The organism is Hydrogenophaga sp. 5NK40-0174 (genome assembly GCF_040372165.1).
GTDB lineage: Bacteria > Pseudomonadota > Gammaproteobacteria > Burkholderiales > Burkholderiaceae_C > Hydrogenophaga.
In genome coordinates, this window is the sequence record NZ_BAABWG010000001.1 from 16,860 (window position 1) to 32,429 (window position 15,570).

Consider the following 15,570-nt stretch of genomic DNA (forward strand, 5'->3'; position numbering starts at 1 on the left):
CTCTGAGCAAAGGCCTTTTCAGATCGCCCTCAAGGGGCCACAGACAGGGCAGCCAGGCTGTCGGGGCAGGGCAATGGTGTTGATCGCCATATCCCGGCCGTCGATCATCATGAGCTGGCCCACCAGTCGGGAGCCAAGGCCAGAGAGGATTTTGAGGGCCTCGGCCGCCTGCATGGTGCCGACCACGCCAACCAGCGGGGCGAAAACCCCCATCGTGGCGCACCGCACTTCCTCGACATTCTCCGTGGCCGGAAATACGCAGGCATAGCAAGGCGATGAAGTGTCCCGCACGTCATAGACGCTGAGCTGACCGTCGAACCGGATGCCTGCGCCTGATACCAGTGGCTTTGCATGTCTGACACAGGCAGCGTTGATGGCCTGCCGGATCTGGAAGTTGTCAGTGCAGTCGATGACGACGTCGGCCGTCGGAACCAGGCTTTCCAGCAGGCTCTCATCCGCGCGTTTGATGACTGGCACAACCTGAGGGTCGGGGTTGATCTGGGCAATGGCCTGCTTGACCGATTCGGCTTTGGGTTCGCCCACCCTGGCCAGGGTATGTGCCACCTGGCGCTGCAGATTGGTTTCATCCACCGCGTCGTGGTCAACCACGGTGATGCGCCCAACGCCAGCACTGCCGAGGTACAGGCTCACGGGAGAGCCCAGACCACCTGCTCCGATGACCAAGGCATGGGCAGAGAGGAGCCGTTCCTGTCCTTCCACGCCGAGTTCATCGAGGAGAATGTGGCGCGAGTAGCGCAGCAGCTGTTGATCGTTCACGTTGTCTCTAGGCGCCTGCGACGGGCGCTCCATCCAGTGGCAGTCACGCCCTGACTCAATTATTCCCTGGCTGCTGGTTCGCCCTCACCCTCGCGCTCGCCTTCTGGTTCTTCAGGGGATTTGCTGACGATCACCGGCACACCCTTGAGCTGGTTGATGGCTTGCTGCAGCTGGAAATCCTTGTCACTGCCGAACTCGGGGACCAGACGCTGTCCGGGGTTGTTCTTGGCTTGCTCTTCCAGGCGCTTGCGTGCCGCTTCGCGTGCCCGTTCGCGCTCCTGTTCGGCGGCCTTTTCTGCCTCGCTCAGGTTGGCATTCTCGGTGTTGTTTCCATCGTCAAGGTGTTTGACCAGGTCTGCTTCACGTGTGCGCAGCAGCGAGAACACGTTGCCCTCGGCTGTTTCGTCCACCCTCACGTCCGGCACGATGCCTTTGGCCTGAATGGAGCGGCCAGAAGGCGTGTAGTAGCGGGCCGTGGTGAGCTTGAGGGCAGTGTCCGGGCCCAGTGGGCGGACGGTCTGCACGGAGCCCTTGCCGAAGGTGCGGCTGCCCATGATGGTGGCTCGGTCGTGATCCTGCAATGCGCCCGCCACAATCTCGCTGGCAGAGGCAGAGCCTTCATTGACCAGAATGACCAGGGGTACTTTCTTGAGCGCACCACCGGTGGCTTCGGTCAATGCGGCGATCGGGTCCTGACCACCGCGGCGGAGGTAGTACTCAGGCTCGGCCTTGAAGATCGCCTTGCTTTCTCGGATCTGGCCATTGGTGGACACGACCGTTACGCCTTCAGGCAGGAAAGCGGCAGACAGTGCCACAGCAGCATCGAGCAAACCGCCCGGGTCGTTGCGCAGATCCAGCACCAGGCCTTTGATGTTCGGGTCCTGCTGGTACACGGCCGACACCTTGCGGACGAAGTCGGCCACCGTCCGTTCCTGGAACTGGGAGACACGAACCCAGGCATAGCCAGGTTCGACGACCTTGGCTTTCACGCTCTGGGTCTTGATCTCTTCACGAATGATGGTGACCGGGAAGGTGCGGTTTTCTGCGCGACGGAAGATGGTCAGCAAGACCTTGGTATCGGGTTCGCCACGCATGCGCTTGACGGCGTCGTTGATGGTCAGTCCCTTGACCGCGGTGTCGTCGATCTTGGTGATCAGGTCACCAGACTGCAGGCCGGCACGGAAGGCAGGGGAGTCCTCAATGGGAGAGACGACCTTGACGAGGCCGTCTTCCATGGTGATTTCAATACCCACACCAACGAATCGACCCGAGGTGCCCTCGCGAAATTCCTTGTACGACTTCTTGTCGAAGTACTGGGAGTGGGGGTCAAGGCTGGCCACCATGCCGGAGATGGCTTCAGAGATCAGCTTTTTCTCATCAACGGGCTCGACGTAGTCACTCTTGACCATGCCGAAGACAGCAGCGAGCTGTTGCAATTCTTCCAGCGGAAGAGGCTCGAGCGAACCGCGTGCCATGGCCTGAAGCTGAACTGTCGTCATCGCACCTGTGAAGGCGCCAATGGCCAGCCATCCGGCAATTTTCAGCTTGTGACCCACTTGCTTACCCATTGATCAATCCCAGAGTTCAAAATTTGTAGCGGAACAGGCCGCAGTAAACGGCCAATATACACCTTGGAGCATCTTGTCGGCGTTCAGTTCCAGACAGACTCAACAGTCTGTGCGCCAAAAGGCGCCCAGATCGCCCGATGCCCGTTCGCAGGGCCAGTCAAGCTTTGCCTTGAGACGCGACGGCAGCCGCCGCCTTGGCAGCGGCTTCTGCGTCGCCCAGGTAGTAGTGCTTGATTGGCTTGAGCTCGGCATCCAGCTCGTACACGAGTGGAATGCCATTGGGAATGTTCAGGCCGACGATGTCCTTGTCTGAAATACCGTCGAGGTACTTGACCAGTGCGCGAATCGAGTTCCCGTGGGCCGAGACCACCACCCGTTTGCCGCTCTTGATGGCAGGGGCCAGGGAATCGTTCCAGAAAGGCATGACCCGCGCCACGGTGTCCTTGAGGCATTCGGTCAGGGGAACGTTCTGAGGGTCGAGTTCACTGTAGCGGCGGTCACCGCGCTCGCAGCGCTCGTCGCTCGCCTCCAGCGCCGGTGGAGGCGTGTCGTAGCTGCGGCGCCAGACCAGCACTTGCTCGTCTCCATACTCCTTGGCCGTTTCTGCCTTGTTCAGGCCCTGGAGTGCTCCATAGTGCCTTTCGTTGAGACGCCAGTCCTTGACCACGGGCAGCCAGGTGCGATCCATTTCATCGAGCACATGCCACAGCGTGTGAATGGCGCGCTTGAGGACGCTGGTGTAGGCCACGTCGAAGTCCCATCCTTCAGCCTTGAGCAGCTTGCCGGCCGACATGGCCTGGCTGACACCGGTGGGGGTCAGGTCAACGTCGGTCCAGCCAGTGAAACGGTTCTCGAGGTTCCAGGTGGACTCACCATGGCGAATCAGAACAAGCTTGTACATGTGATAAATACTGGTTTTATGGGGTTAATTGGGGGTGCGATGGCGGGCTCGACCGTACGGTTTTGCGGTGCACTTTGGCTTTGTTTCAGCCTCCATTCTAAAATCTCAGGTTCGACGACTAAGGTGACCCCCGTGAGTTTCATTGTTGAAAACTGGTATTTGATTCTTCTGGCTGTTGTTTCTGGCGGCCTTCTAATGTGGCCTGTCATCTCTGGCAATGGAGGTGGCTCGTCCGTCAATGCGACTGAAACAGTCATGCTGATGAACCGCGACAAGGCGGTGGTGGTGGACGTGTGCGAGGCAGATGAGTTCGCGCAGGGCCATATTTCCGGAGCCAGGCATGCCCCTCTGAACGACCTCGAGAGCAAGCTGCCTTCGGTGGTCAAGAACAAGGCGACGCCGCTGGTGATGGTCTGTGCTTCGGGCGCGCGATCGAATCGTGCAGTCGCTGTGGCCAAGAAGCTGGGCTACGAGAAGGTGTATTCCCTCGCCGGAGGCATGGGCGCCTGGCGCAAGGAAAACTTGCCGGTCGAGAAGGCCTGATCATCCCGTTCAAGCGTTGTCACTTCGGCACTGAAGTGGCGCGACATCGCATTCATGGCGCCACCTTGGCGCCATTGGCTCAAGGAGGGTTCCTGCCATGCCTCACGTGACAATCTATTCGAGTGACTACTGCCCGTTTTGCACCCGGGCCAAGGCCTTGCTCAAAGCCCGTGGCGTGGACGACTACGAGGAAATCGTGGTTGACGGCAAGCCCGATGTCCGGGCGAAGATGACAGATATGACCGGGCGAACCAGTGTGCCTCAGATCTTCATTGGCGACCGGCATGTCGGCGGCTGTGACGACCTCTACGCGCTTGACGGGCGTGGTGAGCTGGAGCCACTGCTCAAGGCCGGTTGATCCAGCCTGACATAATGCGGGATTGACTTCTGACTGTCTCCGCCAGCAGGGCGGGGCAGCAATCACTGAAACCGAAAGACCAAGATGGCCGACCAACAGGACCCTACCTTCCAGATCCAGCGCATTTACCTCAAGGAAGCTTCGCTGGAGCAACCCAATTCGCCAGAAATCCTGCTCGAAGCCGAACAACCATCGGTGGACATTCAGCTGGGTGTCGAGGGCAAGCCGGCAGCAGACGGCGTCTACGAGGTTTGCGTCACTGCAACTGTTCACACCAAGATCAATGATCGCACGGTGTTTCTGGTGGAAGCGAAGCAGGCCGGCATCTTCGAGATCCGCAACCTGCCTGACGATCAGATGGGTCCCATCATGGGCATCGCCTGCCCTCAAATCGTCTACCCTTACCTGCGCGGCAACGTTGCCGACCTGGTCCAGCGTGCAGGCTTCCCGCCTGTGCACCTGACCGAGGTGAACTTCCAGGCCATGTACGAGCAGCAGCAGGCTCAGGCAGCCGCTGCCCAGGAAACCCAGCAGTAAGTCTGCCTGACCCACGGGCGCCCAGGGGTGCACGTGGGTGGCTTGTTTCATGAAGATTCTTGTGCTTGGTGCCGGTGCCTGGGGCACCGCCATGGCGATCAATGCCGCCCGGCGAGACGGGGCGTCTGTCGTCTTGTGGGCGCGCGACCAGGCACAGGCGACGCAAATGGAGCAGGCGCGTGCCAATCAGCGCTACCTTCCCTCCGGCCAGTTTCCTGCCGCTTTGCATGCAGTGGGTGGGGGATTGAGCGACGAGCTGATCGCGGACGCTCACCTCATCATCGTGGGGACCCCCATGGCGGCACTACGCTCCATGCTGGAGCGTTTGCAGCATGTGCGGGTGCCGGTGGCCTGGCTGTGCAAAGGGTTTGAGGCTCCTCAGGCAGAAGGACAAACGGGCCTGTTAGGGCATGAGGTTCATGCCCGGGTAGCGCCAAATGTGCCGGCTGGCGTCCTCAGTGGCCCCAGTTTCGCGCAGGAAGTGGCCGCCGGGAAGCCCACGGCCCTGGTGGCTGCCAGTGCTCATGCGCATGTTCGGGAAGCGCTTGTCAGCGCCTTTCACGGACCTGCTTTGCGGGTCTATGCCAACGACGACCTGGCTGGTGTAGAGGTTGGCGGTGCGGTCAAGAATGTTCTGGCCATTGCCACTGGCCTCTGCGATGGGCTGTCACTGGGGCTCAACGCCCGAGCCGCGCTTGTCACACGTGGGCTGGCCGAAATGTCCCGTTTGGGGATGGCGCTTGGGGCTCGGGCAGAGACCTTCATGGGCCTGTCCGGCCTGGGAGATCTGGTACTGACTGCTACCGGTGACCTGTCCCGCAACCGGCGGGTCGGTCAGTTGCTCGCCCAAGGGCTGACCCTGAGCGACGCTGTCAAATCACTCGGACATGTGGCCGAAGGCGTCTACAGCGCCCGCACCGTTGTACAGCGTGCCCGTGCAGTAGGCGTCGAGATGCCCATCAGCGAGGGCGTCGTGGCGCTTCTCGAAGGGCAGGTTGCACCCCAGGATGCCGTGGCGGCCCTGATGGGGCGAGACCCGAAAGACGAAAGCAGTTGATGCCGGCTGTCTGGTGCAGTGTGGCCACGGCGCCTGCTCCAGCTTTGCGAACTCAGATCTCCATGTTGTCGATCAGTCGGGTAGTGCCCAGGCGGGCTGCCCCCAGAACGACCAGGCTGGCAGGTTTGATTGCGTCGTTCGCGTCTGGCAATTGCAGGTCGGATCTGCGTCGAACAGTGAGGTAGTCGGGCGCCCACCCTCGCGCTGTCAAGGCCGCCATGGCGCGCTCCTCCAGGCCAGCGAGAGTCCCGGGCAATGCTCCGCCCGCTGACAGGGCGTCGCGCGCCAGGTCTCTCAGTGTGAGGGAGAGGTGCAGTGCCTCTTTGCGCTCGTCGTCGCTCAGGTAGCTGTTGCGAGAGCTCAGTGCGAGTCCGTCCACGGTTCGTTGCGTCTCGCCGCCGACGATGGTGATGCCCATGTTCAGCTGATGCACCATCTGGCGCAAGACCATTTGCTGCTGATAGTCCTTCTTGCCAAACACGGCGAACCGCTCGCCCTTGGCCTCGGCAAACACACAGTTGAACAATTTGCTGACCACGCTGCAGACGCCGGTAAAGAACCCAGGACGAAAGTGGCCTTCCAGAATATTGGCAAGAGACTCCGGAGGCTGCACGAGAAACCCCTGCTTCTGAGGATACAGTTCCTTCTCGGAAGGGGCAAAAACGACGTCACAACCCTCGGCCTCGAGTTTGGCGCAATCGGCTTCAAGCGTGCGGGGGTAGGTATCGAAATCCTCGTGAGGGGCAAACTGAAGGCGGTTGACGAAGATGCTCGCTACACGAACATCGCCCAGGCCTCGGGCGGTGCTCATCAGGTGCAGGTGTCCTTCATGGAGGTTGCCCATGGTGGGCACGAAGGACGGAGAGGAGAAGGGTGCCAGCGCGGCGCGCAAATCGGCGATCGTGTGGACGACTTTCATGACTTTTCGGTTCACCAGTTCAGCGTGAACCCGGAATTATCCACGAAGGGCAGTCAATGCAGTTTCAATGCGCGACAGTACCGGTGGTTCGCCTGGTGTCCATGAACCCTGTCCACTGCCCGGTTACCAGGCGTGCTTTTCGTTGTCCGGGAAGCTCCCGTCCTTGACGGCCTTCACATAGGCGGCCATGGCGTCGCGCACGCTCGTCTGGCCTTCCATGAAGTTGCGAACAAATTTGGGGTTCTTGCCGAGGTTGATGCCCAGCATGTCGTGCATGACCAGAACCTGGCCGGCGGTGCCATTGCCCGCTCCAATGCCGATGGTGTGGCAAGTCTTCAGTGACTCGGTGATCTCGGTGGACAGTCCGGCAGGCACCATCTCCAGCACCAGCATGGCGGCGCCAGCGTCTTCCAGTTCTTTGGCCTGCTGGCGCAAGACTCGGGCGGAGGCGTCCTCTCGGCCCTGTACCCGGTAGCCGCCAAGGGAATGGACGGTTTGCGGTGTCAGGCCGAGGTGGGCGCAGACGGGAATGCCGCGTTCGACCAGGAAACGCACGGTCTCTGCTGTCCAGCCGCCACCTTCGAGTTTGACCATGTGGGCGCCAGCGTGCAGCAGCTGTGCTGCGCTTCGCATGGCTTGCTCTTTGGACTCGTGATAGCTGCCGAAGGGGAGGTCGCCTACCACCCAGGCCGTTCCCTGTACGCGCAAAAGGCCTCGCACCACGCTTTCAGTGTGATACACCATGGTCTCGAGCGTGACTCCGCTGGTGCTGGACAAGCCCTGGCAGACCATGCCCAGCGAGTCACCGACCAGAATGCACTCCACGCCAGCTGCGTCTGCCACGGCAGCGAAGGTGGCATCGTAGGAGGTCAGCATGGTGATCTTCTCCCCACGTGCCCGCATTTCTGCCAGGCGGGGCAGGCTGACCGGTTTGCGCTGAGGAAGCGGTGAAGCTGATGGCAGCGTGCCGTATGGCGTGCCGGTGGTCGGTGTTGTCATGTCATGTCCCTCTGGGCTGGTATTCCTTCGGCGCACTATAGTCCATGGCGGTTTTGAATCCCGGTATGCTTGAGCACCATGAAACACTTCTCTGACTTTTCACCGGCGGATCTGGCGGATGTGGCTCGCGCTGATGTGCAGCGGGCCCTGGCAGAGGACGTCGGTCCCGGTGACCTGACGGCTGCCCTTGTACCGGCGAACAAGCGGGTCAAGGCGCGTATCGTGGCGCGGGAGGCGGCAGTGGTCTGCGGCAGGCCATGGGTGTTGGGTGCTGTGGCGGCCTGCGATCCTTCGGCGGAACTGCACTGGCACGTGGCCGAAGGCCAGCGCTGTGAGCCTGATCAGGTGGTGCTGGAGCTCGAAGGCAACGCCCGGGGTCTGCTGACCGCGGAACGTACAGCACTGAATTACCTGCAGACCCTCTCGGCGGTTGCGACCAAGACGGCGACCTTTGTCGCTGCTGTCGATGGCACCAAGGCTGCGATCGTGGATACGCGCAAGACCCTGCCGGGCTTGCGGTTGGCGCAAAAATACGCGGTCAAGACTGGTGGAGGTGTCAATCACCGTATCGGCCTGTATGACGCTGTGCTGATCAAGGAAAACCACATTGCTGCGGCCGGGGGCGTCTCCGCCGTGCTGGATCAGGTGCGAGCCACCGTGCCCGATGCGCGTTTTATCGAGATTGAGGTCGAAACGCTGGAGCAGCTGGACGAAGCCCTGGCGTGCGGCGCTGAGATGGTGTTGCTCGACAACATGGACATTCCTACGCTCAACGAGGCCGTGCGGCGCAATGCCGGCAAGGCCATTCTGGAAATATCAGGCGGAGTGAACCTTGAGAGTGTTCGCGCTCTGGCCGAAACCGGGGTAGACCGGATTTCCATTGGCGCGCTGACCAAGGACGTCAAGGCCACGGACTATTCGATGCGCTTTGACGGCCTGTGATGCCCGCTGGCGCCCGGCGACAAGAAAACACACTTACGGATTGAACGCGATGAATACGACGACCCTGGAGACCAGTGTCATTGATGTGGAATACGAGCAGCCTGCGTGCCCGACACGCCATGCGTGGGCCCGCGTGCCGGTGGAGCCGGGGCCTGCTGAGCGCGAAGCCCTCAAGGCCCGTATCCGCCACTTGCTCAAGGAGCGCAACGCCGTCATGGTGTCGCACTACTATGTCCACCCGGACTTGCAGGACCTGGCGGTGGAAACAGGCGGGATCGTCAGCGACTCGCTCGAGATGGCCCGCTTTGGCCGTGATCATGCCGCGCAGACGCTGGTGGTGTCCGGCGTCCGTTTCATGGGTGAGACGGCCAAAATCCTGAGCCCGGAAAAGACCATTCTGATGCCGGATCTGGATGCGACCTGCTCTCTGGATCTGGGTTGCCCGATCGATGATTTCAGCGCATTTTGCGACCAGCACCCGGATCGCACCGTGGTCGTCTACGCCAACACCAGTGCGGCCGTGAAGGCTCGCTCGGACTGGCTGGTGACCTCAAGCTGTGCACTGGATATCGTCAGTGCCCTCAAGAACAAAGGCCACAAGATTCTGTGGGGCCCCGACAAGCACCTGGGCGGTTATATCCAGCGTGAAACCGGTGCTGACATGGTCATGTGGGCAGGGTCGTGTATCGTTCACGACGAGTTCAAGGCCTTTGAACTCGAAGCCCTGAAGAAAGAACACCCCAAGGCCAAGATCCTGGTGCACCCGGAGAGCCCTGCTGAAGTGGTCAAGCTGGCCGATGCGGTCGGTTCCACGTCTGCCATTCTCAATGCCGCCAAGACCATGGACGCCAAGGAGTTCATCGTGGCCACGGACAACGGCATGATGCACGTGCTGCGTCAGCAGAACCCGGGCAAGGTGTTCATTGAAGCGCCGACCGCTGGCAACAGTGCTACCTGCAAGAGCTGTGCGCATTGCCCCTGGATGGCCATGAACGGCCTGGCTGGCGTGGCCAAGGTGCTGGCAGAGGGCAGCAACCGCATCGAAGTGGATGCTGCCCTGATTGATCGCGCACGCTTGCCGATCGACCGCATGTTGGCATTCACGGCTGCGCACAAGTCGGGGCAGGATGCCGGTGCTCTGGTGCCGAATATCGGGGCGGCCTGACGCCTGACGTCTCGCGGTTGCCACCCGTGCAAAAAAAGAACCCGCCTATGAGGCGGGTTCTTTTTTGTATTGGCTGCTGGTGCTACCAGGGATTGCTCAGGTTGGAACCTTCTTGAGCATTTCCAGGCCAACCTTGCCGTCAGCGATCTCGCGCAGCGCGGTGACTGCAGGCTTGTTCTTGCTTTCGATCTTGGGTGCGTGACCCTGGCTGAGCATGCGGGCACGATACGTAGCGGCCAGCACCAGCTGAAAGCGGTTGGGGATTTGTTCCAGGCAGTCTTCGACGGTAATGCGGGCCATGATCGATCGGGCTTTCGGTCAGGTAGAAATATGAAGGGAATCAGGGGATGTTCAGCGCGGCGAAGGTGTCGCTTCGGGCGTTGCGCTGAGCGACGAACTTCAGTCGCTGCGCATGGACGATGGCCTTGAGGTCAAACAAGGCGCGCTCGAACAACTCATTGATTATAACGAAATCGAACTGCTGTGCGTGGGCCATTTCGTCCGCTGCGTTTTTCAGGCGGAGCTCAATGACCTCGGCGCTGTCTTCGTCGCGCCGCTCCAGGCGAGAACGAAGCTCCTCCCAGCTGGGGGGCAGGATGAAAATGAGGATGGCATTGGGGAAGATGGTTTTCACCTGCATGGCGCCTTGGAAATCGATTTCCAGCACGACATCACCGCCTTGTGCGATGCGCTGTTCGATGGTGGCCTTGGACGTGCCGTACCGATTGCCATGGACCATGGCCCATTCCAGGAATGAACCCTGCTCAACCATCTGGTCAAAGGTTTCATTACTGACAAAGTAGTACTCCCTGCCGTGCACTTCTTGTCCGCGGGGCGGTCGGGTGGTGTGGGAGACAGAAGGGGCGACTTGCTTGTCCAGCTCCAGCAAAGCCCTGACCAGGCTCGATTTGCCGGCGCCGCTAGGGGCCGCCACCACAAAGAGATTTCCGAGGTAGTCCATCTGAGGATTTTAGATCACCCCCGCCGCGCTGCGCGCGTCCCCCTCAAGGGGGCGGCGCGTTGCGGACCGGGGGGCCCGGATCCGCCGCGCCCTTGGCTTGGCTGCGCCGCCTCACTTGAGGCGGCTTTGGGCACCCAAAGGTTCGCGGTTTCAAGTCACGGACAGGTTCGCTCAAGACCGTTAGGTTGCCGCAAAACCCCAGGCAAACAAAAAGCCACCTCAAGTGAGGTGGCGCAGAAACCCCCAAGTTGCGACGGGTCCGGGTCCCCCGGCCCGTACGCAACGTCCCCCGGTGGGGAGGCTGCGAGCAGCGGGAAAGGGGCTTAGGTCGTGGCGGTGCCCATCCAAGGCGACTGGTTTGATGCAGCCTCGCAGGCAAACAAAAAGCCACCTCAAGTGAGGTGGCGCAGAAAATCCCAGGTTGCGACGGGTCCGGGTCCCCCGGCCCGTACGCAACGTCCCCCAGTGGGGGACGGCGCGCAGCGCCGCAGGGGGCGTCATAGTCACTCGATGTTCTGCACCTGCTCGCGCATCTGTTCGATCAGGACCTTCATGTCGACCGAAATGCGGGTGAGTTCCAGGCTGGATGATTTGGAGCCCAGAGTGTTCGCTTCCCGGTGCAGCTCCTGAATCAGGAAGTCCAGGCGTTTGCCCAGGTTGCCCCCCTTCTTGAGCAGCCGTTCGATCTCGCTCAGGTGTGCGTCAAGACGTGTCAGCTCTTCTGCCACGTCGATGCGGATGGCGTAGGCGGTGGCTTCAGTCATGGCCCTGTCCTGGGCTTGCTCGCTGTTGACCTGGCTGGTGGCTGTGGCGCCCATGGCTTCCTGCCAGCGATCGAGGAAACGCTGGCGTTGCTGTTCGACCAGCGCCGGAATCAGCGGGCCTGCCTCCTTGGCGAGCGTCTTGAGTTGATTGATGCGATCGAGAAGCATGGCCGTGAGCCGCTGGCCTTCACGCTCTCTGGCCTCAATCAGTCCGTCGATGGCTTCGTCCGCCTGTGCCAGCAAGGCTTCGATGAGCTCGCGGCCGCCTTTTCCCGTTTGCGGCTTGCCGCACAATTGCAGCACTTCACCGACGCTCAAGGCCTGGGCTTTGCCACTCCAGCCCTGAATACCATCCTGGATGGCCAGTAGCTTTTGCAGGTCTGCCGGCGAGGGCATGGCCAGCCCACCATCGGTTCTGGCTTCGACCCAGGCGCGGATTTCCACCTTGCCGCGTTTGAGCTTTTCGTTCAATTTTTCACGAAGCGCCGGTTCTGCTGGGCGGAGGTCGTCGGCCAGTTTGAAGGTCAGGTCCAGAAATCGGCTGTTGACCGACCGGATTTCGACCCCGAGGCCGCTGGTTGCAGGGCTTTCGCCCCGTGCGGCTTGCGCGCCACGGTGTGCGGTCGCGTAGCCAGTCATGCTGTAAACTGCCATGAATTAGGCCTTTTGGGCTGGTTGGTCCAGAACGTAGAAAGAATAACGTCACGCCCCGGAATCGTTCCGAATTATGTCAAAGGTCAAACCCGCTCCCTTGCCGCCGGATACGGTGATCGGTGGCTACCGTGTTGTCCGTAAACTGGCCGCTGGCGGTTTCGGGGTGGTGTATCTGGCCGTGGACACGGAAGGCCAGCAGGTTGCCATCAAGGAATACCTGCCTTCTTCGCTGGCGTCCCGTGCGCCTGGCGAGTTGTTGCCGCAGGTTCAGCCGGAGAAGCTGTCGCTTTACCGCCTCGGCCTCAAGAGTTTCTTTGAAGAGGGGCGGGCGCTGGCACAGATTTCCCACCAGTCGGTGGTGAGCGTGCTCAACTTCTTCCGTGAGAACGAGACCGTCTACATGGTCATGAACTACCTGGAAGGATCATCCCTGCAGGAGTTCATCATCACGGCGCGTGAGCTCAAGAAGCAGAAGGTATTTCGTGAGTCGACCATTCGTTCGCTGTATGACGAAGTGCTGCGCGGCTTGCGGATCGTTCATCAGCACAAGATGCTGCACCTGGACATCAAGCCTGCGAACATTTTCGTCACCGACGACAACCGGGCCGTGCTGATCGATTTTGGTGCCGCCCGAGAAGTGCTGAGCAAGGAAGGCAACTTTATCCGGCCGATGTACACGCCAGGTTTCGCTGCGCCGGAGATGTATCGCCGAGACTCATCCATGGGGCCCTGGACCGACATCTATGCCATTGGCGCCTGTATCTACGCCAGCATGCAGGGCTACCCGCCCAACGATGCACCCCAACGCCTTGAGAAGGACCGCCTGTCGCTCGCGCTCTCCCGCTTGCGCGGCGTCTATTCCGACAACCTGATCGAGGTGGTGGAATGGTGCATGTCTCTTGACCCGCTTTCGCGCCCGCAGTCCGTGTTTGCGCTTCAGAAGGAGCTCAGTCGCGAGACCGAGCGCAGTTATACCAAGCTGACCGTGGCTGAAAAGATGCGTCTGCAATTTGACAACATCGTCTCGGACACGAAGAAATCGGCACGCAAGACGACCAATGCGGGGACCAAGTTTCGATGAAGTTCTCCGTCTACCAGATCAGCCGTCAAGGGGGACGTGAGCGCAATGAGGACCGCATGGGCTACGCGTATACGCGTGAGTCCGGGTTGCTGGTGTTGGCCGATGGTATGGGCGGCCACCCTGAAGGTGCCATGGCCGCCCAGCTGGCCTTGCAGACATTCTCCGCATACTTCCAGAAAGCAGCTGCTCCCACGGTGCGGGAAGTGCCCGAGTTTCTCTCCAGCGCCTTGATGGCGGCTCACCACCAGATCATCCGGTATGCCGCCGAGAAAGGCATGCTCGATACACCGCGCACCACCCTGGTTGCGGCGGTGATGGAGCGCAATCAGATGCACTGGGTGCATTGTGGTGACTCGCGTCTGTATGTGGTGCGCAATGGTGAGATGCTGACGCGGACGCGCGATCACTCCTATATCGAACAGCAAGCCCATCTGGGTCGCACGACTGACCACATCAACCGCAACATTCTCTTTACCTGCCTGGGCTCTCCGGCCAAGCCGGTGTACGACCTCTCGGGGCCGATTCAGCTGATGCAAGGTGATCGCGTCCTGCTGTGTTCCGATGGACTGTGGGGCACGGTCAAGGACCACGAAATCGCCTACGAACTCTCGCGTGATTCGCTCGACGTGGCAGTGCCGAATCTGGTGGACAAGGCCCTGGAGCGCGGTGGACAGCGTTGCGACAACGTGACCGTGCTGGCGGTGGAGTGGGAGACGCCTGAAGAGTTCGTCAGTACCCATGTGTCAACCGAGGCCATTGACGAAGGCGTTTTTGCGTCCACGATACAGTCAGGGGTGCTGGACCCCGGCATGGAAGATCTCGATGATGAAGCGATCGAACGCTCGATTGCCGAGATCAACGAAGCGATTCGCCGCACGGCGGAACGCAAGTCTTGAAACCAAGCTTCCTTTCCCTTTTGAAAATATGAGTCAGTTTGTCAGGCCGCAGCAGCGGGCGGCCGATGCTTTGCGTCCTGTGCGCATCACCCGCGGCTTCACCATCCACGCCGAAGGCTCCGTGCTGATCGAGTTTGGCCAGACCCGTGTTCTGTGCACGGCTTCGGTCGAGGAGCGCGTTCCGCCGCACAAGCGCGGCAGTGGTGAGGGATGGGTCACGGCCGAGTACGGCATGTTGCCGCGGGCCACCCACACCCGGGGCAGCCGTGAAGCGGCCAAGGGCAAGCAAAGTGGTCGCACCCAGGAAATCCAACGCCTGATCGGCCGATCCATGCGAGCCGTGTTTGATCTGGCTGCACTGGGGGAGCGAACCATTTCGCTGGACTGTGACGTATTGCAGGCCGATGGTGGCACGCGCACTGCGAGCATCACGGGGGCTTTTGTCGCAGCGCAGGATGCGGTCAACAAACTGATCGCAGACGGCGTGCTGGAGACGTCTCCCATCAAGGACCATGTGGCAGCCATCTCCGTGGGCATTCTCGAGGGCACACCATTGCTTGACCTGGAGTATGTGGAGGACTCCGCCTGTGATACGGACATGAACGTTGTCATGACTGGCAGTGGCCACTTTGTGGAAGTCCAGGGCACAGCGGAAGGCGACGCATTCTCTCGCGGGGAGATGAACGCGCTGCTCGATTTGGCCGAGAAAGGCATTGGCGAGCTGGTGCAGATGCAGAAACAGGCGCTGGGCGCTGCCTGAATTTCGTTGGAACTGAGCGCGGGGGTGTGTCGTCGTGAAGCTGGTGCTGGCATCGAACAACAAGGGCAAACTGGCTGAGCTGCGAGCGCTGTTTGCACCGCTGGGCGTGGAACTGGTTCGGCAGGCTGATTTGTCGATCCCGGAAGCGCCTGAACCGCACCGCACGTTCATCGAAAATGCGCTGGCCAAGGCACGCCACGCGGCCAGGGAAAGCGGTTTGCCTGCCCTGGCTGACGACGCGGGCTTGTGTGTGGAGGCGTTTGGCGGGCTGCCAGGCGTGGACACGGCGTACTACGCCACCCAGTTCGGCTACGAGAAGAGCGACGCCAACAATGTGCGCGCCTTGCTGGAGCAAATGGCCGACGTGGCCGACCGGCGCGCGGCGCTGGTGAGTACCCTGGTGGCCGTTCGCAGTGCGGATGATCCGGAGCCTCTGGTGGCCACTGGGCGGGCGCCTGGTCTGATCACGCGCTCGCCTGTGGGGGACAACGGCTTTGGCTTTGACCCGGTGATGTACCTGACCGAGTTTGGCAAGACGTTTGCGCAGTTGCCTGTGGAAGTCAAAAACGCCAATAGTCACCGTGGAAAGGCAGCGCATCAGATGCTTGAACTCATGCGCGAGCGCTGGTTTGCGCCGGCGCCATCAGAGATGGTGCTTCCAGGCGATGACGCCTGAGCAGAAGATCTC

General features: G+C 60.9%; 18 protein-coding genes. 10 read left to right on the forward strand and 8 right to left on the reverse strand.

Annotated features, from left to right (window positions below; all coding sequences use genetic code 11):
- Window positions 1-18: 18 nt before the first annotated feature.
- From ABWV89_RS00070 to gpmA, 3 genes are all read right to left on the reverse strand, one after another.
- Window positions 19-777 (reverse strand): HesA/MoeB/ThiF family protein, encoded by a 759-nt coding sequence (locus ABWV89_RS00070; RefSeq protein WP_353393028.1) that lies wholly within the window; start codon window positions 775-777, stop codon window positions 19-21.
- 59 nt (window positions 778-836) lie between these two features.
- Window positions 837-2,333, reverse strand: coding sequence for a S41 family peptidase (locus tag ABWV89_RS00075; protein ID WP_353395097.1), 1,497 nt, complete (start codon window positions 2,331-2,333; stop codon window positions 837-839).
- 169 nt (window positions 2,334-2,502) lie between these two features.
- The gene (gene gpmA, locus ABWV89_RS00080) at window positions 2,503-3,246 is read right to left on the reverse strand and encodes a 2,3-diphosphoglycerate-dependent phosphoglycerate mutase (RefSeq protein WP_353393030.1); all 744 of its coding nucleotides are present in this window, start codon (window positions 3,244-3,246) and stop codon (window positions 2,503-2,505) included.
- A 132-nt stretch (window positions 3,247-3,378) separates the two neighbouring features.
- Between gpmA and ABWV89_RS00085 the strand changes: the two genes are divergently transcribed.
- The 4 genes from ABWV89_RS00085 (at window position 3,379) to ABWV89_RS00100 (ending at window position 5,741) form a co-directional block, all read left to right on the forward strand.
- Entirely contained in the window at window positions 3,379-3,789 is a 411-nt protein-coding gene (locus tag ABWV89_RS00085; protein ID WP_353393032.1) for a rhodanese-like domain-containing protein, read from the forward strand.
- A gap of 97 nt (window positions 3,790-3,886) precedes the next feature.
- The gene (gene grxC / locus ABWV89_RS00090) at window positions 3,887-4,147 is read left to right on the forward strand and encodes a glutaredoxin 3 (RefSeq protein WP_353393034.1); all 261 of its coding nucleotides are present in this window, start codon (window positions 3,887-3,889) and stop codon (window positions 4,145-4,147) included.
- Window positions 4,148-4,231: 84 nt separating this feature from the next.
- Window positions 4,232-4,684: a protein-export chaperone SecB gene (gene secB, locus ABWV89_RS00095; RefSeq protein ID WP_353393036.1), complete on the forward strand. Its 453-nt coding sequence runs from the start codon at window positions 4,232-4,234 to the stop codon at window positions 4,682-4,684.
- Window positions 4,685-4,733: 49 nt separating this feature from the next.
- Window positions 4,734-5,741, forward strand: coding sequence for an NAD(P)H-dependent glycerol-3-phosphate dehydrogenase (locus ABWV89_RS00100; RefSeq protein ID WP_353393038.1), 1,008 nt, complete (start codon window positions 4,734-4,736; stop codon window positions 5,739-5,741).
- A gap of 52 nt (window positions 5,742-5,793) precedes the next feature.
- Here the strand turns inward: ABWV89_RS00100 and panC are convergent, their stop codons facing one another.
- Together panC and panB are read right to left on the reverse strand one after the other, a co-directional pair.
- On the reverse strand, window positions 5,794-6,660 hold the full coding sequence (panC, locus tag ABWV89_RS00105; RefSeq protein ID WP_353393040.1) for a pantoate--beta-alanine ligase: 867 nt from the start codon (window positions 6,658-6,660) through the stop codon (window positions 5,794-5,796).
- 123 nt (window positions 6,661-6,783) lie between these two features.
- Entirely contained in the window at window positions 6,784-7,659 is an 876-nt protein-coding gene (panB, locus tag ABWV89_RS00110) for a 3-methyl-2-oxobutanoate hydroxymethyltransferase (RefSeq protein WP_353393042.1), read from the reverse strand.
- A gap of 78 nt (window positions 7,660-7,737) precedes the next feature.
- Here panB and nadC point away from each other — a divergent pair, with 78 nt between their 5' ends.
- The gene (gene nadC, locus ABWV89_RS00115; RefSeq protein WP_353393044.1) at window positions 7,738-8,601 is read left to right on the forward strand and encodes a carboxylating nicotinate-nucleotide diphosphorylase; all 864 of its coding nucleotides are present in this window, start codon (window positions 7,738-7,740) and stop codon (window positions 8,599-8,601) included.
- A 49-nt stretch (window positions 8,602-8,650) separates the two neighbouring features.
- A complete protein-coding gene (gene nadA / locus ABWV89_RS00120; RefSeq protein WP_353393046.1) occupies window positions 8,651-9,766 on the forward strand; it encodes a quinolinate synthase NadA in 1,116 nt (371 codons plus the stop codon).
- Between the two features lie 96 nt (window positions 9,767-9,862).
- Here nadA and rpoZ read toward each other — a convergent pair whose 3' ends face one another.
- The 3 genes from rpoZ to ABWV89_RS00135 all read right to left on the reverse strand — a co-directional run bounded on the left by rpoZ (window position 9,863) and on the right by ABWV89_RS00135 (window position 12,145).
- Window positions 9,863-10,066 carry a DNA-directed RNA polymerase subunit omega gene (rpoZ, locus tag ABWV89_RS00125; protein WP_353393048.1) on the reverse strand — a complete coding sequence of 68 codons (204 nt, stop codon included), beginning with the start codon at window positions 10,064-10,066 and terminating at the stop codon, window positions 9,863-9,865.
- 40 nt (window positions 10,067-10,106) lie between these two features.
- Window positions 10,107-10,727 (reverse strand): guanylate kinase, encoded by a 621-nt coding sequence (gene gmk / locus ABWV89_RS00130; protein WP_353393050.1) that lies wholly within the window; start codon window positions 10,725-10,727, stop codon window positions 10,107-10,109.
- Window positions 10,728-11,230: 503 nt separating this feature from the next.
- Window positions 11,231-12,145, reverse strand: coding sequence for a YicC/YloC family endoribonuclease (locus ABWV89_RS00135; RefSeq protein WP_353393052.1), 915 nt, complete (start codon window positions 12,143-12,145; stop codon window positions 11,231-11,233).
- Window positions 12,146-12,218: 73 nt separating this feature from the next.
- On the opposite strand from ABWV89_RS00135, the gene ABWV89_RS00140 reads away from it, so the two are divergent.
- The 4 genes from ABWV89_RS00140 to rdgB are packed head-to-tail and all read left to right on the forward strand — an operon-like array spanning window position 12,219 to window position 15,558.
- The gene (locus tag ABWV89_RS00140; RefSeq protein ID WP_353393054.1) at window positions 12,219-13,226 is read left to right on the forward strand and encodes a serine/threonine protein kinase; all 1,008 of its coding nucleotides are present in this window, start codon (window positions 12,219-12,221) and stop codon (window positions 13,224-13,226) included.
- The gene (locus ABWV89_RS00145; RefSeq protein ID WP_353393056.1) at window positions 13,223-14,122 is read left to right on the forward strand and encodes a PP2C family protein-serine/threonine phosphatase; all 900 of its coding nucleotides are present in this window, start codon (window positions 13,223-13,225) and stop codon (window positions 14,120-14,122) included. The genes ABWV89_RS00140 and ABWV89_RS00145 overlap by 4 nt, the downstream gene beginning before the upstream one ends.
- A 28-nt stretch (window positions 14,123-14,150) precedes the next feature.
- Window positions 14,151-14,882 carry a ribonuclease PH gene (rph, locus tag ABWV89_RS00150; RefSeq protein WP_353393058.1) on the forward strand — a complete coding sequence of 244 codons (732 nt, stop codon included), beginning with the start codon at window positions 14,151-14,153 and terminating at the stop codon, window positions 14,880-14,882.
- A 34-nt stretch (window positions 14,883-14,916) separates the two neighbouring features.
- The gene (gene rdgB / locus ABWV89_RS00155) at window positions 14,917-15,558 is read left to right on the forward strand and encodes an RdgB/HAM1 family non-canonical purine NTP pyrophosphatase (protein WP_353393060.1); all 642 of its coding nucleotides are present in this window, start codon (window positions 14,917-14,919) and stop codon (window positions 15,556-15,558) included.
- Window positions 15,559-15,570 lie beyond the last annotated feature (12 nt).